The sequence below is a fragment of the Bradyrhizobium sp. WSM1743 genome, assembly GCF_000473065.1.
Lineage (GTDB): Bacteria > Pseudomonadota > Alphaproteobacteria > Rhizobiales > Xanthobacteraceae > Bradyrhizobium.
In genome coordinates this window covers 66,973-88,013 of sequence record NZ_AXAZ01000012.1, presented here as the reverse complement: position 1 = coordinate 88,013, position 21,041 = coordinate 66,973, and the positions used below count along the sequence as shown (strand labels likewise).

The following is a 21,041-nucleotide window of genomic DNA, read 5'->3' as shown; positions in this document are numbered from 1 at the left end:
TCGCAGTGGCATGCGACAGCTTGTGGATGGCGCGCAGGCCGGCGATGGTCTCCTCGAGCGTGGCGTCGACCATCTCCGGCGCAACCACGCGATCGAGAAGGCCCGCGGTCGAAGGAGCTCTGGGACGAATTGACCGACGCGCAATACTTGCGCGTCTATGTCCGCCAGCTCCGCCAGAAGATCGAAGCCGATCCCGAACGGCCGCAATATGTGCTGACGGAAACCGGGATCGGGTACAGGTTAAAAGCGGGGGATTGATTCCGTCGTTTGTGGCGGGATGCTGTCCCCACATCGTCATTGCGAGCGCAGCGAAGCAATCCAGAATCCCTCCGCGGAGACACTCTGGATTGCTTCGTCGCAAGGGCTCCTCGCAATGACTGAGTAAATCAGCCTGCCTTCCTGTGTCTCGCCCCTGACCGGTGCGCCTTCTTGGCGGCTCCGCGGTGCCGTCCCGTCGCACGCCGCGCATGTGACTTTGCCGCCGTCTTCTTGCCGCCGCGTCCTTTCAGGCTCTGCTTCAGCGCGTCCATCAGGCTGACGACATTGCTCGGTCGCTCCTCGGGCTCCGGCAGCTCGATCTTCTTGCCGCTGGCCTTGCGCTTCACCAGCGCCTTCAGCGCGTCCTCGTATTCGTCCTTGAACTTGCTGGGATCGAAATGTGCCGTCTTGGTGTGCAGGATGTGGCCGGCGAGCTCGACCATGTCCTTGGTGATCTTCGGGCTCTTGATGTCGTCGAAGAACTGGTCCTCGTCGCGCAACTCGTAAGGGAAGCGCAGCGTGGTGCCGAGCAGGCCCTTGCCGAGTGGCTCGATCGCCATGACATGCTCGCGGTTGGTGAGAACGATCTTGGCCAGCGCCACGCGCTCCTCGTCCTTCATCGCGTCGCGGATCACGGCAAAGGCATCGATGGCGGCCTTGCCGTCGGGCGCGATGTAATAGGGATGGTTGAGGTAGCGCTGGTCGATCTCCTCGCGCGGCACGAAGCTCTCGATGTCGATGGTATGGTTGCTCTCGATCTGGACCGCCTCGAGCTCCTCCGGTTCGATCTCGACATATTTGCCCTTGCGCAGCTCGTAGCCGCGGCCTTTCTGGTCGCTCTCGACGACGTCACCGGTCTCGGAATCGATCATCTGCTGCTTGAGCCGGTTCCCGGTCTCGCGGTTGATCAGGTGAAATCGCGTCTTCTCGGCCGCAGTGGTCGCCGGATAAAGCACGACCGGGCAGCTGACCAGCGACAGCTTCAACGTTCCCTTCCAATAGGCGCGCGGGGCCATTCCATTCTCCAGCGTTTTCAAGGCGTTTTGGAACCCCAACCGTTCCATAGGGTTTTGGTTCCGGGCGGGACTTTTGCCGTGATAGGCTTGAATGCCGAAAGAGAAGCGGGACCGGTCGTGCTGCAAAAACTCTCCACTTACCGACAGAAGCGGGACTTCGAGAAGACGCCCGAGCCATCGGGCAAGGCCGCGGTAGCGCCCTCGAAACAGCGGCGCTTCGTGATCCAGAAGCACGACGCGACTCGGCTGCATTACGATCTCAGGCTCGAACTCGACGGCGTGTTCAAGTCCTGGGCGGTGACGAAGGGGCCCTCGCTCGATCCGCACGACAAGCGGCTGGCGGTCGAGGTCGAGGATCATCCGCTCGACTATGGTGATTTCGAAGGCACGATTCCCGAAGGCCAATATGGCGGCGGCACCGTGATGCTGTGGGACCGCGGCACTTGGGAATCGGATGATCCCGAAGCCGGCTTCAAGAAGGGCGACCTGAAGTTCACCCTGCACGGTGACAAGCTGCATGGCAGCTGGGTCCTGGTGCGCATGCGCAACCGCGGCGGCGAGAAGCGTACCAACTGGCTGCTGATCAAGCATCGTGACGAATATGTCCGCGAAGGCGCGGACAACGACATTCTCGAGCAGGACAAGTCCGTCGCCTCCGGCCGCGCGATGGAGCAGATCGCCGAAGGCAAGGGCCGCGCGCCAAAGCCGTTCATGCTGGCCAAAGGCCCCAAGGGCAAGGCCGATGCAGTCTGGCAGTCCAACCGTGCCGAGGAGAGCAAAGGGCGCACGGTGAAGCCGGCGCCGCGCACCGCGTTGAAAGCCGGCCGGACGGCGAAGAAGAGCGCCACGACCGCGACGAACGTCAAGAAGGTCGCGGAGATGCCGGATTTCGTTGCGCCGCAGCTCTGTACGCTGGTCGAGCGGCCGCCGGCCGACGAGGGCTGGTGCCATGAGATCAAGTTCGACGGTTACCGGGTGCAGCTCCGGGTCGAGAACGGCGAGGCGACGCTGAAGACGCGCAAGGGTCTCGACTGGACTGGCAAGTTCGCCGCCATTGCCGAGGAAGCGGCAGCGCTGCCGGACGTGATGATCGACGGCGAGATCGTCGCGCTCGACCATAATGGCGCGCCGAACTTCTCCTCGCTGCAAGCTGCGCTGTCCGATGGCAAGACGGACGAGCTGATCTTCTTTGCCTTCGACCTGCTCTTCGCGGAAAATCAGGATTACCGCCGTCTGCCGCTCGGCGAGCGCAAGGCGCAGCTGAAGGAGCTGCTGGAATCGCGCAAGCGGAAATCGAGCCAGATCCGCTATGTCGAGCATTTCGAGAGCGGCGGCGATGCCGTGCTGCAATCGGCCTGCAAGCTCGAGCTCGAAGGCGTGGTGTCGAAGAAGCTGAACGCGCCGTATCGTTCCGCCCGCACCGAGAGCTGGGTCAAGTCGAAATGTCGCGCCGGCCACGAGGTGGTGATCGGCGGGTACAAGACCACCAACGGCAAATTCCGTTCCTTGATGGCCGGCGTGCAGCGCGGCGATCATCTCGTCTTTGTCGGCATGGTCGGCACCGGCTTTGGCGCGGACAAGGTCAAGCGCATCATGCCCGCACTGAAGGCGGTGGAGGCCAAGGAAAGCCCCTTCGGCGGCAAGAACGCGCCGAAGAAGACGCGGGACGTGCATTGGCTGAAGCCGGAGCTCGTCGCCGAGATCGAGTTCGCCGGCTTCACCGCCGACGGCAATATCCGCCAGGCGGCGTTCAAGGGATTGCGACAGGACAAGCCGGCCGAGGAGGTCGAGGCCGAGACGCCGGTCGATACCGAGCTCGCCAAGCCCTTGGCCAAGAAGGCGACGCGCACGAAGGCGGGCCGGCAACCGAGGCAGGCCGCTCAAAATGCCGAGGTCATGGGTGTCGTCATCTCCAAGCCGGACAAGGAGCTCTGGCCCGATGACGGCAATGGCGAGCCCGTCACCAAATTGGACCTTGCCCGCTATCTCGAAGCCGTCGGCGAATGGATGATCGCGCACCTCAAGGGCCGGCCATGTTCTCTGATCCGCGCCCCTGACGGCATCAAGGGCGAATGCTTCTTCCAGCGCCACGCCATGCAGGGGCAGTCGAACCTTCTGGAGCTCGCGCGGGTCTCCGGCGACCGCAAGCCCTATCTTCAGATCGATCGGCTCGAGGGGCTCGCCGCCGTGGCGCAGATCGGCGGCGTCGAGCTGCATCCCTGGAACTGCGCGCCCTATGCCTATGACACGCCGGGGCGGCTGGTGTTCGATCTCGATCCGGCGCCGGACGTGGACTTCGCCGACGTCGTCGAGGCGGCCAAGGAGATGCGGCAGCGGCTGAGCGATGTCGGCATGGACAGCTTTTGCAAGACCACGGGCGGCAAGGGCCTCCACGTGGTGGTGCCGCTGCTCCACGGCGCGCGCGACAAGGTGAGCTGGAAGGAGGCCAAGGCGTTTGCGCAAGGCGTCTGCCAATGGATGGCCGACGGTAATCCCGAACGCTATCTGCTCAACATGTCGAAGAAGCTGCGCAGGGGAAAGATCTTCCTCGATTATCTCCGCAACGACCGCATGTCGACGGCAGTTGCCCCATTGTCGCCGCGGGCGCGCGCCGGTGCCACGGTGTCGATGCCGCTGACCTGGGCGCAGGTGAAGAGCGACCTCGATCCGAAGCGCTACACGCTACGCACCGTGCCGGGCCTGTTGCCGAGATCGAAAGCATGGGAGGGTTATGACGATGCCGCCGCATCGATCAAAGCGGCGGTCAAAAAGCTGACGGGGAAAATGAAGTAGGGTGGGTTGGCACGCGGCCGCGCAAAGCGCGGTCCGCTGGCGTAACCCACCTCTTTCGCTTCTGCGGAGAGACAAGTGGTGGGTTACGCCTTACGGCTAACCCCTACGGGAGTTCATGCTTTCGACTAGATCCGTCCCATTAGGAGCAGGATCAACAGAATGATGATGACAAGCCCGAGGCCGCCGCCGCCATAATAGCCGGTGCCATAGAACGGACCGCCGCCGATGCCGCTGAAGCCGCCGAGCAGGGCGATGACCAGAATGATCAGAATGATCGTGCCGATTGACATGCGAATCTCCTCAGCCCTTTGTTGAAAGGGTCGTTTGCACCTGTCCCGTCGTGTGAGGGCAACTTGCCGCAGGTTTGATAGTTCCGGCTACGAAAGGGCGGTCACAGGATCAACTCGCATGGAACCTTTGCCCGTCTCGCCGGCATGATTATGTGAGGAACAGTCACCACGGGGCATGGCCATGTCAGCGCCGCTTGTCGTCTCAATTCCGCATCGTCTCGGCCGCGAGGAAGCGGTGCGTCGGCTCAAGGCAGGGCTTGCCCGCGCCGCAGCAAGCATTCCAGTGATGCAGGTCGAGGAGGAGCGCTGGAGCGGCGATAGCATGAACTTCCGCATCCGTGCGCTCGGGCAGGTGGCGACCGGTCAGGTCGACGTCGCCGACGATCAAGTCCGCGTCGAGGTGGTGCTGCCCTGGTTGTTGCAGCGCTTTGCCGAGATGGCGCAGGCGACGATCAGGAAGCGCGGCCAATTGCTGTTGACCAAAGACGGGGGAAAGTAACTTCAGGCGTGCACGCGCTGCCGCGAGGGCCTGATGGCGTTCGCCGTTCGGGCCGCGATGGCTGAGGCGGGAAAGTCGCGGAAAGCCTGTGCGAGCGGCAAGTCGTTCCCCGCAAGGCCGGGCACAGTATAGCCCGTGATGTCGATCGTTGCGTCAAAACCCTCCAGCACGGGCCATTCCCGGCCCGCCTGGGTGAACGGCGCGAACTGACGCCCGACCACGACAATCGCGGCTGCGCGGCTGTGGCGGCGGGCAAAGGCGATGACCTGGTCGGCATGAGCGCCCCGAACCTCCAGCGGCTGGTAGTCGCCTTGCGCGAAGATGTCGGCAAGCTCGTTGCGCAGCTTGAGGAGATGGCGCGTCCAGGCCAGCTTGAGCCGGCCGTCCGGCCAGGCCTTGATCAGGCCGCTCCAGTCCGGCGCCTCCAATGACGTCAGCGCCGCGTGCCGTGCGGCAAAGTCGACGGGGCGGCGGTTGTCGGGATCGACCAGCGACAGGTCCCAGAATTCGGTGCCTTGATAGAAGTCCGGCACGCCCGGCAGCGTCGCCCTGAGCGTGAGCTGGCTCAGCGAGTTCAACGTGCCGAGCAATGCCACGCGGCGAGCCAGCGTTTGCAACGTCTCCAGGAATTCGGCGGATTGAGCGGGGTCGAGGATCTTCTCGATGAAGTCTCGGATGCCGTTCTCATATGCTTCATGCGGATTGAGCCAGCTCGTCTCCTCCTTGCCCTCGCGCGCGGCCTTGAGCGCATAGGCCTGGATGCGCTCGACGAAGCCGCCATCGGCCGGCCCTTGAAGCGGCCAGGCGCCGAGCAGGGTCTGATAGAGCATGTATTCGAACGTCGCTGACGGTGCGCGGAAATTGCCGTGCAGCGTGAGATGCGGCGCGTTCAACACCTTCCAGCGCGCCACCGCGCTGGTCCATTCGCCGGGAATCTCGCTGAGCGCGACGATGCGCATGCGGGCATCCTCGCCGCGCTTGGTGTCGTGGGTGGCCGTCGCGGTCATGCCGCGCGGCCACTCCCTGGCGCGCGCCTGCATGGCCTGGTGGAAGGCGGGAATGCTGAGGCCGGTGCTCGCGGGATCGCCACCGACCTCGTTCAGCGCAAGCAGCCGGTGGAATTGATAGAACGCCGTGTCCTCCAGCGACTTCGCCATCATCGGCCCGGTGAATTGCTGCACTTTCAGCGCGAAGCGGCGCACGCGCGGCGTGCTGTGCGGAGGACGGCCGGGCTTAAGCAGGTCCATGGTCAGCGCATCGCGCAGGAAGTCGAAAATGCCTTCGTCGGCGGCAAACCACTCCCGGCGGGCACGCGCGATGGTGTCCTCGATCAGCTTGCGGTCGTGCGCGGTGGGGCCGCTGTGCGTCAGATAGGTGCGATAGACCGGGAAATGCAGCACATAAAGCTCGAGCGCCTGTCGCAGGCTGTCGGCTGAGAAGTCGCGTGTCGAATAATGCCCGTTGGCGATGCGCGCGAGCAGGCGCGTCAGCACGGTGAACTCGCTGGTCAGCAATGTCTCCAGCACGCGCCGCTTGGCGTCCTTGACGTAAGGCGCAAGCCGCGGCGGCCGGTTGCTGATCTGCCGCCAGGTCTCGTCCAGCGCCTCTAGCCCCTTGGCGTCGACCAGCACTTGGGTGATGACGTTCATCCACTCGTAGCCGGTGGTGCCCTGCACGCCGGCGAAATGCGGCAGGCGCTCGTGCTCGCACAGGATCTTCTCGATCACCGTATAGAACGGCTTTGTGGTGCCTTGGGCGTCGCGCACCAGCCGGCGCAATCGCTGGCAATATTGTGCGGGGTCACGCAGGCCGTCGATGTGATCGAGTCGGATGCCCTGTAATTTACCGTCGGCGATGAGTTGCTTCACGAGGCGGTGGGTGGCGGCAAAGGTGCCGGGATCCTCGACGCGCAGGCCGGCGAGGCCGTTGACGTCGAAGAAGCGGCGATAGTTGATGTCGCTGGAGGCAAGCCGCCAGTGCCCGAGCTTGTAGTGCTGGCGCTCCAGGAGATGATGCAGCGTCAGCGTCTGTGCCGGGCGGTCCTTGCCGGCGCGATAGGCGGCAAGGCCGCGACTGATGACGTCGGTGGCGCCTGCGATCTCCTTGAGCTCGGCCTTGAAGCCGGGGGCTTCCTTGCGATTGGGACGGCGCAGCCCGGTGTAGCGGGTCGCGAGCGCCAGCAGGCGCTTGCCGGGTTCCGTTTCCGCCGCGTCCGCCTCCTTGACGACCATCCGCAGCACCTCGCCATAGCGCTCCGGGGCGACGGGTAGGCGATGCTCGAAATACCAGGCGGAAAGGCTTCCCTCATCCCGATCGTAACGCAGCTCGATATCGCCGCGCTCCAGCGCCTCGCCGTAGGATGATCCAAGGATCGGCAGCAGCACGCCGCCGCGGGCGCGGTAGGCCAATTGATCCCAGTCGATGTCGAAGGAGGCCGCGTGCGGCGAGGCTTGGCCCCATTCCAGCACGTCGAGCCACCAGGGATTGTCGGCGAAATGCACGCCGACATGATTGGGCACGAAGTCGATGATGAGGCCGAGATCGTGCTGCTGAAGCACCTCGCTCAGCCGCGCAAAACCGGCCTCGCCGCCGAGCTCGGGATTGAACTGGCTGTGATCGACGGTGTCATAGCCATGGGTCGAGCCCTTGCGCGCCTTCATCACCGGCGAGGCGTAGAGATGCGTGATCCCAAGCGCCTTGAGGTATGGAACGACCTCGGCAGCCTTGTCGAAGTCGAAATCCGCGGTGAGCTGGAGCCGGTAGGTCGCGAGCGGAATGGCAGGAGGCATGTCAACCTCCGAGGCGCCAGACCACCGACCAGGGCGGAAGCTGCTCGCTGGTCCCGCCCCAGATCGGCGTGCCCGCGCTGACGTCGGACATGATCTCGTGATCCGACAGATTGGCGACAAGGCGCAACGTCGTGCCGTCGCCCATCCGCCAATGCGCGGTGAGCAGGCCGTCGTCGGCTGCCTCGGCGTCGCCGAAGCTCGCGCCCTTGAGCCGCGGCATGATCTCCTTGTGACGGAGCGCGAGCAGGTCCTTCACCAGCGCAAGCCGGGCGTCCTGCTGCGGCGTGCGGCCGGTCCAGTCGAGCACGGCCGATTCCAGCGTTGCCGGATCGAGCGGGTCGGGCACCTCGTCGCCGTATTTTTCGTAAGCCCAGGCATATTCCTGCTTGCGTCCCTTGCGCACGGCGTCGGCGAGTCCGCCCTGGAAATCGCAGAAGAACGGGAAGGGGACCGTCGAGCCCCATTCCTCACCCTGAAACAGCATCGGCACCATCGGGGCGAGCAGGGTAACCGCGAGCGCCGCCTCGATCTGTCTTGGCGATGTCAGGCTTTCCAGCCGCTCGCCAAGCGGGCGGTTGCCGATCTGGTCGTGGTTCTGCAGGAAATTGACGAAGGTTGCCGGCGGCAGCTTGCCGCTCGGCTCGCCGCGCGGCTTCTTGCCCCAGAACTCCGAGATCTCGCCCTGATAGACGAAGCCGGAGGCGAGCGCGCGGGCGAGATCCATGCGCGGGGTCTGGTAGTCGCCGTAGTAGCCGGCGAGTTCGCCGGTCAGCATGACGTGCCAGACGTGGTGATAATCGTCGTTCCACTGTCCGCGATATTTGCCGTTCGGCGGCTCCTGCGCAGCGTCGAGCAGGCTGGCGCGATTGTCGCCGTTCTCCAGCACGAGATGAATGTGCCGCCCCGTCGCCTTGGCAAGCTCGCCGGCGGATACGCTGAGGTCCTGCAGCATGGACTGCTCGCCCGGGACAGCCATGATGTGATTGGCGGCATCCAGCCTGAGGCCGTCAAAGCGGTAGTCGCTGAGCCAGGAAAGGGCGTTCTCGACGGCAAAGGCTCGCACTTGCGGCACGCGATAATCGATCGCACTGCCCCACGGCGTGTGCGCGTCGGTGAAGAACGTCGGCGCATAGCGGCCGAGGTAATTCCCCTCGGGGCCGAAATGATTATAGACGACGTCGAGGAATACCATCAGCCCGCGCAGATGCGCCTCGTCGATCAGCATCTTCAAATCTTCGGGCCGGCCGTAGGCGCTGTCGGGCGCATACCACAGCACGCCGTCATAGCCCCAGCCGCGGCGTCCTGCGAAATCGGCGAGCGGCATCAATTCCAGCGCAGTGATGCCGGTCGCTGCGAGATGATCGAGCTTGTCGATCATGGCGCGGTAGGTGCCTTCAGCTGTGAAGGTGCCGACATGAGCCTCGATCAGCACCGTCTCTTCCCAGGGGCGACCACGCCAATCGCGCGCGCGCCACTCGAAAGCGTCGTGATCGATCACCTCGCTTGGGCCGAACACATCGTCCGGCTGGAAAGCCGAAGCGGGATCCGGCACGTCGATCTTGTCGTCGATCCTGAACTTGTAGGGGCTGCCGGCGGTGAGGCCGGCGATGTCGGCGACGTACCAGCCATCCTGCCGGCGCTGCATCGCGTGCCTGCGGTCGAGCAGGAGGTCGACACGGCGCGCGCCGGGAGCCCACAGCCGGAACGACACGCCGTCTTTCGTCGGCCTCGCCCCGAAGGATGGCCTCATGGCGCCCCCGCGAAGGCGAGCACGGAGCGCGGCGGCGCCTTGCTGTCGCTCCCTGGCGGGAAGTCGATCGTATTCAGCTTGGCATCGGTCGTGTTCAGGATCTGCTGCCAGCTCTTGTATTCGGTCATTTGGGGCAATTTGAATGCGATCTCTTCGGGGGCGGCGTTCAGAACGATAAAGATCGCAGCCCCTCCCGGTTCCATCGGGCCCATCACATAGGAGAGGAACCGGCCTTCCGGAAATTTCCAGTCGCTCTCCGTCATCTCGTTGCCGGCGGGTGTCAGCCACAACGCACCATAGGAGGCGCCGTCCTTGGGTCGGCCATCCAGCCAGCGATGGCTGCGCAGTTGCGAGAAACGGCGCCGGATGTCGGCGAGTTGGGCGACGAAGTCGATCATGTCGTCGCCCTCCTTGCCGAGATTGTCCCAGCCGACCCAGCCGACCTCGTTGTCCTGGCAATAGGCGTTGTTGTTGCCGGATTGCGAGTTGCCGACCTCGTCGCCGGCAAGGATCAGCGGAACGCCCTGCGCCAGCATCAGGCAGGCCAGCACGTTCTTGCGCAGCTGGCGGCGCAGGCCGATGACCTTGGGATCGTCGGTCGGCCCTTCCACACCGCAATTGTTGCTGTGATTGTCGTTGGAGCCGTCGCGATTGTCCTCGCCATTGGCCTCGTTGTGCTTCTCGTTGTAGCTGAAGAGGTCGGCGAGCGTGAAGCCGTCGTGGACGGTGATGTGATTGATGCTGGCGCGCGGCCGCCGTCCGTCGTGGTTGAACAGGTCGGACGACGCGGTCATGCGGCTGGAGATGTCGCCGATCAGGCTTCCTTCGCCGCTCCAGTACCGGCGCATGGCGCTGCGATAGCGGTCGTTCCATTCCGACCATTGCGAGGGGAAGGCGCCGACCTGGTAGCCGCCGAGGCCAAGGTCCCACGGCTCGGCGACGAGCTTGACGGTCGCCAGCACCGGGTCCTGCCGGACCGCAGTGAGAAACGAGCTGCGGCGATCGAAGCCGTTTGGCTCCCGCGCCAGCGTGGTGGCAAGGTCGAAACGGAAGCCGTCGACGTGGCAGACCTCGACCCAGTAGCGCAGGGAATCCATCACCATCTGCAGCACGCGCGGATGGGTGAGGTTCACCGACGAGCCGCAGCCGGTGAAGTCGTCATAGTAGCGCGGGTTCTCGCGGTTCAGCCAATAATAGGAGGCGTTGTCGATGCCGCGATAGCACAGCGTCGGGCCGAGGTGGTTGCCCTCGGCGGTGTGGTTGTAGACGACGTCGAGCATCACTTCGATCCCGGCATCGTGCAGCCGCGCCACGGTGGTGCGGAAGGAATCGAGCGCATTGTCCTGGGCGTAGCGCGGCTCGGGCGCGAAGAAGGACAGGGTGTTGTAGCCCCAGTAATTGGCGAGCTTCTTTTCCACGAGGATTCGGTCGTCGACGAAGCTGTGCACCGGCAGCAGCTCGACCGTGGTGACGCCGAGCCTCTTCAGGTGCTCGATCATCGCCGGCGAGGACAGGCCGCCATAGGTGCCCCGCAAATTCGGCGGCACGTCACCGCGCTTCTGGGTCAGGCCCTTGACGTGGGCCTCGTAGATGATCGTGTCTTCCCAGGGGGTGTTGGGACGGATCTCGCGGCGGCCCCAGTTGAAGGTCTCGTCGACCACGACGGCCTTCGGCATGCCGCGCGCGTTGTCGCGCCGGTCGAAGGACAGGTCTTCGCGCGGTGAGCCGGTGCGATAGGCAAAATGCGCATCGCTCCAGACCAGCCGCCCGGCGAGCCGCTTGGCATAGGGGTCGAGCAGCAGCTTGTTGGCATTGAAGCGATGGCCGTGCTCGGGCTCGTAGGGGCCGTGTACGCGATAGCCGTAGAGCTGGCCGGGCGAGACGTCGTTGAGATAGCCGTGCCAGACATCCTCGGTCTTCTCAGGCAGCTCGATACGCTCGAGCTCGCGGCGGCCCTGCGCGTCGAACAGGCAGAGCTCGACCTTCTGCGCGTTGGCGGAGAACAGCGCGAAATTGGTACCGCGTCCGTCCCAGCTTGCGCCGAGGCGTGTAGGCGATCCAGCAGTCAGGCGCATTGATCAGCTTTCCGGAACAAGGAAGATCGCAGCGAGCGGCGGAATGGTGAGGCGGAGCTCGCCGCCCTCGGCATGAACTTCGCCGATATTGCCGACATTGCTGCCGCCGTAATGCGCGGAATCTGAGTTGAGCACTTCTTTCCACTTGCCGCCAAGGGGCACACGAACGCGATAGTTCTGGTAAACGTTCGGCGAGAAGTTGACGATGACGAGACACCGTGCGTGCTCGTCGAATCCCTTGCGCAGCCAGGCGAACACGTTGCGGTTGGCATCGTCAGTGATCAGCCATTCGAAACCGGCCTGGTCGCAATCCATCTGGTGCAGCGCCGGCACCGCGCGGTAGAGCCGGTTGAGGTCACGGATCAGCGCCTGGATGCCGGAATGGTACTTGTATTCGAGCAGGTGCCAGTCGAGCGACTGGTCGTGATTCCATTCCCGGCTCTGCGCGATCTCTGCGCCCATGAACAGCAGCTTCTTGCCGGGATGGCCGAACATGAAGCTGTAATAGGTGCGCAAATTGGCGAAGCGCTGCCACTCGTCGCCGGGCATTCGGCCGAGGATCGAGCGCTTGCCGTGCACGACCTCGTCATGCGACAGCGGCAGGATGAAGTTCTCCGAGAACGCATAGTGCAGGCCGAACAGGATCTCGCCGTGGTGGTGCTTGCGGTAGATCGGATCCTTGCTGATGTAGCTCAGCGTGTCGTGCATCCAGCCCATGTTCCATTTGTAGCCGAAGCCGAGCCCGCCGAACTCGACCGGGCGTGAGACCTGCGGCCAGGCAGTGGACTCCTCAGCTGCGGTGGTCGCCTGCGGGAAGCGGGCGAACACTTCCGCGTTGAAACGGCGCAGGAAGTTGATCGCTTCGATGTTCTCGCGCCCGCCATACTGGTTCGGAATCCACGCGTCGGGCGGCCGGCTGTAGTCGAGATAGAGCATCGACGCGACCGCATCGACGCGCAGGCCGTCGATCGCGTAGCGCTCCAGCCAGAACAGCGCATTCGACACCAGGAAGTTCGTCACTTCGGTGCGGCCGTAATTGTAGATCAGCGTGCCCCAGTCGAGGTGGCGGCCTTGCAGCGGATTGGCGTGCTCATAGAGCGAAGTGCCGTCGAAATGGCCGAGCCCGTGCGGATCGTCCGGGAAATGACCAGGCACCCAGTCCAGCAGCACGCCGATGCCTTCGCGGTGGCAGGCATCGACCAGTGTCGCGAAGTCATCGGGTGTGCCGAAGCGGCTGGTTGGCGCGTAGAGGCCGGTCGGCTGGTAGCCCCAGGAGCCGTCGAAAGGATGCTCGCTCACGGGGAGGAATTCGAGATGGGTAAAGCCCATGTCGCGGGCGTAGGCCGGCAGCTGCTCGGCCAGCTCGCGATAAGTCAGCCATTCATTGCCGTTCTTGCGCCGCCACGAGCCGAGATGGACCTCGTAGATCGACATCGGCGCCGACAGTGCGCTGATGCCGTCTGGCGCCGGGCGCGGCCGCGCCAGACGCGCCTCGTCGAACACGATCGAAGCCGTCTTCGGCCGCAGCTCGCTGGCAAATGCCAGCGGATCGGATTTCAGCGGCAGCAGGTGGCCGTGCGGGCCGATGATTTCGAATTTGTAGTGATCGCCAGCCTTCGCATGCGGAATGAATAATTCCCAATAGCCGCTGCCGCGCACCCGCATGGGGTGACGCCGCCCATCCCAGAAGTTGAAATCGCCGACCACGGACACGCGCCGTGCATTTGGCGCCAGCACCACGAAGCCGATGCCGTCGACGCCCTCGAGCCGCATCGGATGCGCGCCGAGCTTGTCGTAGAGGCGCTGATGGGTGCCTTCGCCGAGCAGGTAGAGATCGAAATCGGTCAGGATCGGCGGAAAGCGGTAGGCATCCTCGAACTCGACGACGTTGTTGCCGAATTTCGCGCGCAGCTGATAGTGCTTCGAGCCATTGGGCAGGGCCCCGATGAACAGGCCTGAATCGTGCACGCGGTCGAGCGAAGCGATCTCGCCATGCTCGCCGACTGCTTCGACATCGGTGGCCTCGGGCAGGAAGGCGCGTACCACGCTTTTGCCGCCCTCGGGATGCAGCCCGAGATAGTGGAAGGGATCGGAGTGGCGGCCCTCGATGATCGCATAGGCTTCGGCAGGCAGTTTAGGCATGGGCTTCGCTCTCGGCACTGGACAGAATGCGAAGCAGTCCGGTCAGCGGCGCATGGAGCCCTTCAGGCCGGTAGGACAGCTCGTACTCTACTTCGTCGAACGCTTGATCAAGCAGGAAAAAGCTTAACAGGCCTTCCGCGGATTGCCGATCGTCCGGCCACAGCCTCCGATCGGTCATGGTTTCGCGGTAGGCGGACAGGAAGGTCGCGGAGGCGCGCTCGCGCCATTCGTCGAGCGCGGCCGCAAGCCGGTCTTGCTCGTCGGAGGCGCCCGTGAGCGCGCGACTGAGGGCCGCGTTAACCGAAACATCAATCGAGTGGATCAGGCCGGCGACGTCGCGCGCGGCCGGCGCCTTGCGCCGCTTATTGGCCAGCGGCACACGCGGATCGCCGTCGAAGTCGATGATGAAGATATCGTCCTTCACGATCAGAGTTTGCCCGAGCCGGAAGTCGCCATGATGACGGATGTTCAACCCGCCGATGTCGGATGGCAAGAGCGCATTGAGGCCGTCGGGCAGACTCGCGCGCATCGCCGTGAGCCGATCGATCAGGGGCCGGTCCGCCTCCCGCAGCCCGTCGCGGCTGTCGGCCAGCCGCTCGAGAACCCGCTCGGCGCGCGCATTGAGGTCGGACAGCCAGGCCCTGGTCTGGGCGGCGTCGATCGGCACCGGAGCGAGATCGTCGGATTTTGCCGCGGCCAGAGCGACATGCAGCTCGGCGAGCCGCCGGCCGATCTGCGCGATGAAATGCAGATACGGCGCCTGCTCCTGGGTTTCGCGTGGCATCTCATCGGCCGGCGCCACGCGCTGCTCGTCGATATAGCGATCGAGATATCCCGTCGTCACGGTCCAGCCGTCGCCCTGGTTCTCGACATAGGCATGCAGCACGCCAAGCGCGCTGCGCTGGTTACCCTCGACCAGCTCGACGCTGCCGAGCAGCGCCGGCGTGTTGGCGAAGCGCGCGACTTCGGTGAGATAGTGGCCGATCTCGATCTCGGGGCTGATGCCGCTTTCGAGCCGGCGATAGATCTTGGCGACGTACTGGTTGTCGACCAGCGCGGTGCTGTTCGACTGCTCGATCGCGCGGATGCGCTCGGGCTCCTTGATGGTGTAATCGGCGAAGCGGCTGGTGGGCTTGAAGTCCAGCCGCAGATTGTTCTCTTCCACCACGAGCTTCTGCGACAGATTGCGCAGGAACAGGCCGATGAAGATCTGGTCGGTCGCGACGTCGAGCAGCGTGCCTTCGCGCGCGCCCTGGCGCACGGCGGCCAGCGCCTTGGGATTGAAGCGCTCGCGGTCGAAGCGCACCCACTCGATCTGTAGCGGCAGCACGTAGCGCGTGGCCGCGTCCCCTTGCTTGGTCTCGAAGAAAGCGATCCAGGGCCTGTTATCGCCGATGTCGCAGAACGGCACCGCCGAGGTCAGCGCGGTCTTGATCTGCTTGGGATTGTGCTCGCGGAACCACCGCGTCCGTGACAGAAATCCCGGCAGCACGTCGCGCTCGAACACGCCGCGCTCGCGGGCGAGCGACACCCAGTTCGAGTTCACCGGCACCACCAGCGTCTCGAACTCCGGCACCGCGCGCGGCGTCACCGGCTCGGACTTGTTGCGTTCGAGCAGCTGGAACCAGTAGAAGCCGTACGGCCCCAGCGTGATCATGTAGGGCAGCTCCCCGATCGCAGGGAAGCGGGTGCGGCCGAGCATCTCCTGCGGGATGCGGTCCTTCCACGGCGACAGGTCGAGCTCGGTCGCTTGCGCTGCGCGCGAGAGGTTGGCGACGCAGAGGATCACCTCGTCGCGGTATTGCCGGACATAGGCGAGCACGGCGCGGTTGGCCGGGCGGATGAAGGTCATGGTGCCGCGGCCGAAGGCGAGCGTCGACTTGCGCACCGAGATCAGCCGCTTGGTGGCGCTGAGCAGCGAGGACAGGCTGCGCGACTGCGCCTCCACGTTCACCGACTCATAGCCATAGACCGGATCCATGATCAGCGGCGCATAGAGGCGCGCCGGATCGCAGCGCGAGAAGCCGCCATTGCGGTCCGGGCTCCACTGCATCGGCGTGCGCACGCCGTTGCGGTCGCCGAGATAGATGTTGTCGCCCATGCCGATCTCGTCGCCGTAATAGATGATCGGCGTGCCGGGGAACGACAGCAGCAGCGAGTTCATCAGCTCGATCTTGCGCCGGTCGTTGTCCATCAGCGGCGCAAGGCGCCGGCGGATGCCGACATTGATGCGGGCGCGGGGATCGTTGGCGTAGGTGGTCCAGAGATAGTCGCGCTCGACGTCGGTGACCATCTCCAGCGTCAGCTCGTCGTGGTTGCGCAGGAACAGCGCCCATTGGCAGCTCGCCGGAATGTCCGGCGTTTGGCGCAGGATGTCGGTGATCGGGAAGCGATCCTCCTGCGCGATCGCCATGTAGATGCGCGGCATCAGCGGGAAGTGATAGGCCATGTGGCACTCGTCGCCACGGCCGAAATATTCCTGCACATCCTCCGGCCATTGATTGGCCTCGGCCAGCAGCAGCTTGCCCTTGGAGTACGCATCGAGCTCCTGGCGCAGGCGCTTGATGACCGCATGCGTCTCCGGCAGGTTCTCGTTCGAGGTGCCCTCGCGCTCGCAGAGATATGGAATGGCATCGAGCCGAAAGCCGTCGACGCCGGCATCCAGCCAGCGCTTCATCACCTGGATGATGGCGCTCACCACGCGCGGATTGTCGAAATTGAGGTCGGGCTGGTGCGAGAAGAAGCGATGCCAGTAGAACGCGCCGGCCTCGGGATCCCAGGTCCAGTTCGACTTCTCCGTGTCGGTGAAGATGATGCGCGTGCCCTGATACTTCTGGTCGGTGTCGCTCCAGACGTACCAGTTGCGCGCGCTGGAGCCGGGATGGCTGCGTCGCGCGCGCTTGAACCATTTGTGCTGGTCGGAAGTGTGGTTGACGACGAGCTCGGTGATGACGCGCAGGCCGCGCTTCTGTGCCTCCTGGATGAAGCGCTTGAAATCCTTCATCGTCCCGAAATCGGCATTGACCGAGCCGTAGTCGGCGATGTCGTAGCCGTCATCGCGGCCGGGCGAGGGATAGAACGGCAGCAGCCACAGTGCGGTGACGCCGAGCTCCTGGAGATAGGGCAGCTTCTCGGTCAGCCCGGTGAAGTCGCCGATGCCGTCATTGTTGCTGTCGGCAAAGGCCTTGACGTGGAGCTGGTAGATGATCGCGTCCTTGTACCAGAGCTCATCCACGGCCTCGGCAGCCTCGGCTTTTTTGGCATCGACGGAAGACAGGACATTCATGGCGTGAACCCTTACGCCAGGCCGCGGAACAGAAGCGCCGGATCGCGCTCTGGATCGATACGCAATCTGATTCCGCCCCATTCGATGCGGGACCGTTCGCCGGTGAGGAGGTTTTCGAGTGTCGTCACATGGTGTCGCTGCCCGCCGGCGTCAATGCTGACGTCGCCGAGCGGCAGCCAGAATTCGCGCACATGGCGCGACAACGCGATCACGACGATGACGGCATTGGCGGGCTCGGCTGTCTGCTTCACGAAGGCAATGGTTTCCCCATCCTCGACGCCGAGGAAGCGCAAATTGACCGTCTGCCGGAGCGCCGCATTCTCGGTGCGGATGCGATTGAGCGCGGCGATGTAGGGTTTGATGTTGCCGGGCTTGTCCCAGTCGCGCTGCTTGATCTGATATTTTTCGGAATCCAGATATTCTTCGCGGCCGGGAATCGCCTCATGCTCCAGCAGCTCGAATCCGCCAAAGATGCCGTAGTTGCCCGAGAGCGTCGCCGCCAGCGCGATGCGCGACTTGAATGCCCAGGCCTCGCCGCTCTGGAGGTGATAGGGCAACAGGTCAGGCGTGTTGACGAACAGGTGCGGACGATAGACATCGCGCTCAGGATAGCGCGTCAGCTCGCCGAGATATTGCTCCAGCTCCCACTTTTCCGTGCGCCAGGGGAAGTAGGTGAAGGACTGCGCGAAGCCGAGCTTGGCGAGGCCCTTCATCAGCTTTGGCCGTGCATAGGTCTTGGAGAACAGGATTACCTCCGGGTGCTGGTGGCGGATGTCGCGGATCAGCCACTCCCAGAACGCGAGCGGCGCGGTGTCGTGATTATCGATGGCGAAAATGGTCACGCCATGGTCGATCCAGAACAGCATGGCATCGCGGAACGCGTTCCACAGGCCGATGCGATCGACCGAATTGAAATCGGGGATGACGATGTCGGAATAGGGGCCGTCCGCCGTCCGCACCGAGCGGTCCGGCCGCCATTTGAACCATTCCGGATGCTGCGTCAGCCAGGGATGGTCCGGCGAGCACTGCACGGCGAAGTCCAGCGCGAGCTCGAGCCCGTACTCAAGACATGTGGCAACCAGCGCGCGGAAATCCTCGATCGTGCCGAGCTCGGGATGCAGCGCATCGTGGCCGCCCTCGGCCGAGCCGATCGCATAGGGCGAGCCGGGATCGCCTTCACGCGCCCCCGGCGCGTTGTTGCGGCCCTTGCGGCGTGTGTGGCCGATCGGGTGGATCGGCGTGAAGTAGAGCACGTCAAAGCCCATGGCGGCGATGTCAGGCACCCGCGCGATGCAGTCGCGCAGCGTGCCATGTCGGCCCGGCAATGCGCTCTGGCTGCGCGGCATCATCTGATACCAGGCGCTACAGCGCGCCTTGTCGCGGTCTACGGCCAGCGGAAAGGGCGACGAGCGCGTGAGGTCGGGTCGCGATTGGCTCTCGGCCATGGCTTCGCCGAGTTCGGTTGCCAGCAGCGAAGCGACGTCGCCGTTCCTCAGATAGTCCTCGCATTGCCTGATGATGACCGCTGCTGCGTCCTGCCGCGCGCCATGCGCCTTGGTCAAAAGGCCGGCGCCCTCGATCGCATCGAGGCTGACATCGGCCCCGGTGCGCTGCTTGCGCGCGACCGCGTGCGACCAGGTGGCGAACTCGTCGGTCCAGGCTTCGATCGCGTAGACATATTGGCCGGGCTCAACGGGCGTGAACGCGCCGCACCAGCGGTCATTGCCGTGATGGCTCATCGGCTCGCTCCGCCATTCGCCGTCGTGCTCACGGCGCCAGATCAGCGCGGCGGCGATCACGGCGTCGCCGTCGCGGTAGATGTCGGCCCAGACCTCGACCGGTTCGCCCGCGATCCGCTTCACGGCGAAGCGGCCGCCGTCGATCAAGGGATAGACGTCCTCGATCAGGAAAGCGCTGCCGGCTGCGGCACTTTCGACAGTTTGAATTGTCTTGTTCACGGTGATGCCATTGACAAGAAAGCAGGAGCCCGTTTCCCTTGTCGGGAACCCACGCTTGGTACCATTATAGAAAGCCGCTTGTGTGTCATTGGTTCCCTCGGGAACGGCAAGCGCAGTTTGCGAGTTACCGCGTGACTAACCTCTTCCGCGATCTCGTTAAAATCGATGCCCCTGGCCAAACAATGGCTTGCAAGCTGCGTGCCGAATGGATCTTTTAGCTCAAGCCCGGATCAAGGGCGTTCAGTCCGAATTCATCGATGCCCTCGGCAAGCTGCGGGTCACCGCGCCCGAGGCGCTCAAATCCATCCTCGAGGCTCTGCCGGAGAAGCGGGTCTACCGCTTCGCCAGCGGGCCGGTCGTGGTGCGTGCGCTGGGCCATCCGCGCACGGAATTGGCTTCTATCGGCGTGCCACCGCTGCAATGGAAAATCCTCGGCAACGGCAATGTGATCGCGCAAGGCGAGACGCGCGAGCCCGTGATCGCCTGGCCCGCGGGCCTGGCGCCTGGGTATCACCGCTTGACACTGACCGATGCCGAAGGCGCGACGGAAGATGTGCCGATGATCGTGGCGCCCGAGCGCGCCTTCGGCGGCGATTTCGATCGCGGCTGGCTGCTTGCCGTGCAGCTCTACAGCGTCCGTTCGGACCGCAATTGGGGCATCGGCGACTTCACCGACCTCGCAGGGCTGGTCAGGCTTGCCAAGCAGCTCGGGGCCGACGGCGTCGGGCTCAATCCGCTGCATGTCCTGTTCGACGACCACCCGGCCGATTGCAGCCCCTATTCGCCCAACAGTCGGCTCTTCCTCAACCCGCTCTATATCGACGTCGAGGCGATTCCCGAATTCTCGGCAGACCTCGTGCCCGACGCGGCCGCGACGGCCGCCCGCTTACGCGAAGGTGATCGCGTCCCTTATGCCGACATGGCGGCTTTGAAATGGCTGGCCTTGCGCGCTGCCTTCAACAGCTTCGTGACGAGCGCGAGCCAGGCGCGCCGCAAGGCGTTTGACGCCTTCCGCGCCGCCCGCGCGCCGCTGTTGTCCCGCTTTGCCTGCTTCGAGGTGCTGCGTCATCGCTTCACCGCGCCCTGGTGGGAATGGCCGGCGGAATGGCAGCAGCCGGATGAGACGAAATGCGCCGAGCTGCACAATGGCCCTGATAAGCGCGAGGTCGAGTTCGTCGAATTCGTGCAATGGACGGCCGATAGCCAGCTGCATGCCGCCAAGGAGTTCGCCAGTCAGCTCGGCATGCGGGTCGGGCTCTACCTCGACGTCGCCGTCGGCGTGCAGTCCAACGGCTTCGATGCCTGGAACGAGCAGACGGCGATTTCCCGCCATCTCGCCGTCGGCGCGCCGCCCGACGTGCTCAACACCATCGGCCAGGACTGGGGTCTCGCCGGCTTCAATGCCGGTGGGCTCGAGGCGCAATCCTTCGTGCCGTTCGCCGACATGCTCGCAGCGTCGATGCGCCATGCCGGCGCCATCAGGCTCGATCACGCGCTCGGCTTGAAGCGGCTTTATCTGGTGCCGCGCGGCTTCAAGCCCGACAACGGCGCTTATGTGCAGATGCCGTTCGAGGCGCTGCTCGCCGCGGTGGTGCGAGAGAGCGCGGCCCACAAATGCATCGTGATTGGCGAGGACCTCGGCACCGTGCCGGAAGGTTTCCGAGAGATGATGCAGGATTTCGGCATCTGGTCCTATCTCGTCATGATGTTCGAGCGCGACGATGCCGGCCATTTCCGCAATGTCGACCACTACCGGCCCAACGCGCTGGTCACGCTGAACACGCATGACCTCTGCACCTATGCGGGCTGGCGCTCCTTCAGCGATCTCAGGATGAAACGCTCGCTCGGGCTCGATCCCGGCGAGAACGACCAGGCGCGCTGGAATGCGCTCGGCAGGCTCGACGAGATCCTGCGCCAGAACGGCATCGGCGCCAACGACCTCTATTCGGTGCTTGCCTTCCTGTCGCGCACGCCCTCGCGCCTGCTCGCGGTGTCCATGGAGGACCTGCTCGGCGTGATCGACCAGCCCAACATTCCCGGCACGATCGACGAGCATCCGAACTGGCGCCAGCGTCTTCCTGTCGCGCTCGACAAAATCGCCTCCAAGATCGATCTCGCGGCTTTGAAGGCCGCGACGCGGGAACGTTCGCTGACCGGCGGGAGTTGAAAGGCCGGGGCTTCCCAG

At 64.4% G+C, this 21,041-nt stretch carries 11 protein-coding genes and 1 pseudogene; 4 read left to right on the top strand and 8 right to left on the bottom strand.

Translation table 11 applies throughout. The annotated features are described in order from the left end of the window. Positions 1-111: 111 nt before the first annotated feature. Positions 112-258: pseudogene (locus YU9_RS45595) on the top strand (winged helix-turn-helix domain-containing protein); the annotation flags it as partial. Positions 259-386: 128 nt separating this feature from the next. Here YU9_RS45595 and YU9_RS0110185 read toward each other — a convergent pair. Next, positions 387-1,274, bottom strand: a complete 888-nt coding sequence (locus YU9_RS0110185) for a Ku protein (RefSeq protein WP_027572726.1) — start codon at positions 1,272-1,274, stop codon at positions 387-389. Between the two features lie 117 nt (positions 1,275-1,391). On the opposite strand from YU9_RS0110185, the gene ligD reads away from it, so the two are divergent. Then, positions 1,392-4,067, top strand: coding sequence for a DNA ligase D (gene ligD / locus YU9_RS0110180; RefSeq protein WP_027572725.1), 2,676 nt, complete (start codon positions 1,392-1,394; stop codon positions 4,065-4,067). Between the two features lie 125 nt (positions 4,068-4,192). Here the strand turns inward: ligD and YU9_RS45590 are convergent, their stop codons facing one another. Then, positions 4,193-4,357: a DUF3309 family protein gene (locus tag YU9_RS45590; protein ID WP_084298933.1), complete on the bottom strand. Its 165-nt coding sequence runs from the start codon at positions 4,355-4,357 to the stop codon at positions 4,193-4,195. A 181-nt stretch (positions 4,358-4,538) separates the two neighbouring features. Between YU9_RS45590 and YU9_RS0110170 the strand changes: the two genes are divergently transcribed. Then, entirely contained in the window at positions 4,539-4,856 is a 318-nt protein-coding gene (locus YU9_RS0110170; protein ID WP_027572724.1) for a polyhydroxyalkanoic acid system family protein, read from the top strand. 2 nt (positions 4,857-4,858) lie between these two features. Here YU9_RS0110170 and treY read toward each other — a convergent pair whose 3' ends face one another. From treY to YU9_RS0110140, 6 genes are read right to left on the bottom strand one after another with little or no spacing between them, the layout of a single operon-like run. Beyond that, positions 4,859-7,645, bottom strand: a complete 2,787-nt coding sequence (gene treY, locus YU9_RS0110165) for a malto-oligosyltrehalose synthase (RefSeq protein WP_027572723.1) — start codon at positions 7,643-7,645, stop codon at positions 4,859-4,861. A gap of 1 nt (position 7,646) precedes the next feature. Continuing rightward, the gene (gene treZ / locus YU9_RS0110160; protein ID WP_027572722.1) at positions 7,647-9,395 is read right to left on the bottom strand and encodes a malto-oligosyltrehalose trehalohydrolase; all 1,749 of its coding nucleotides are present in this window, start codon (positions 9,393-9,395) and stop codon (positions 7,647-7,649) included. After that, complete coding sequence (gene glgX / locus YU9_RS0110155) at positions 9,392-11,470, bottom strand: glycogen debranching protein GlgX (protein WP_027572721.1); 2,079 nt, start codon at positions 11,468-11,470, stop codon at positions 9,392-9,394. The genes treZ and glgX overlap by 4 nt, the downstream gene beginning before the upstream one ends. 3 nt (positions 11,471-11,473) lie before the next feature. Continuing rightward, positions 11,474-13,612: a 1,4-alpha-glucan branching protein GlgB gene (gene glgB / locus YU9_RS0110150; protein ID WP_027572720.1), complete on the bottom strand. Its 2,139-nt coding sequence runs from the start codon at positions 13,610-13,612 to the stop codon at positions 11,474-11,476. Further along, positions 13,605-16,898: a maltose alpha-D-glucosyltransferase gene (treS, locus tag YU9_RS0110145; protein ID WP_027572719.1), complete on the bottom strand. Its 3,294-nt coding sequence runs from the start codon at positions 16,896-16,898 to the stop codon at positions 13,605-13,607. Before treS ends, glgB begins: the two co-directional genes overlap by 8 nt. A gap of 11 nt (positions 16,899-16,909) precedes the next feature. Continuing rightward, positions 16,910-18,856: a maltotransferase domain-containing protein gene (locus YU9_RS0110140; protein ID WP_027572718.1), complete on the bottom strand. Its 1,947-nt coding sequence runs from the start codon at positions 18,854-18,856 to the stop codon at positions 16,910-16,912. Positions 18,857-19,061: 205 nt separating this feature from the next. Between YU9_RS0110140 and malQ the strand changes: the two genes are divergently transcribed. Continuing rightward, complete coding sequence (malQ, locus tag YU9_RS0110135) at positions 19,062-21,023, top strand: 4-alpha-glucanotransferase (protein ID WP_027572717.1); 1,962 nt, start codon at positions 19,062-19,064, stop codon at positions 21,021-21,023. Positions 21,024-21,041: the final 18 nt, after the last annotated feature.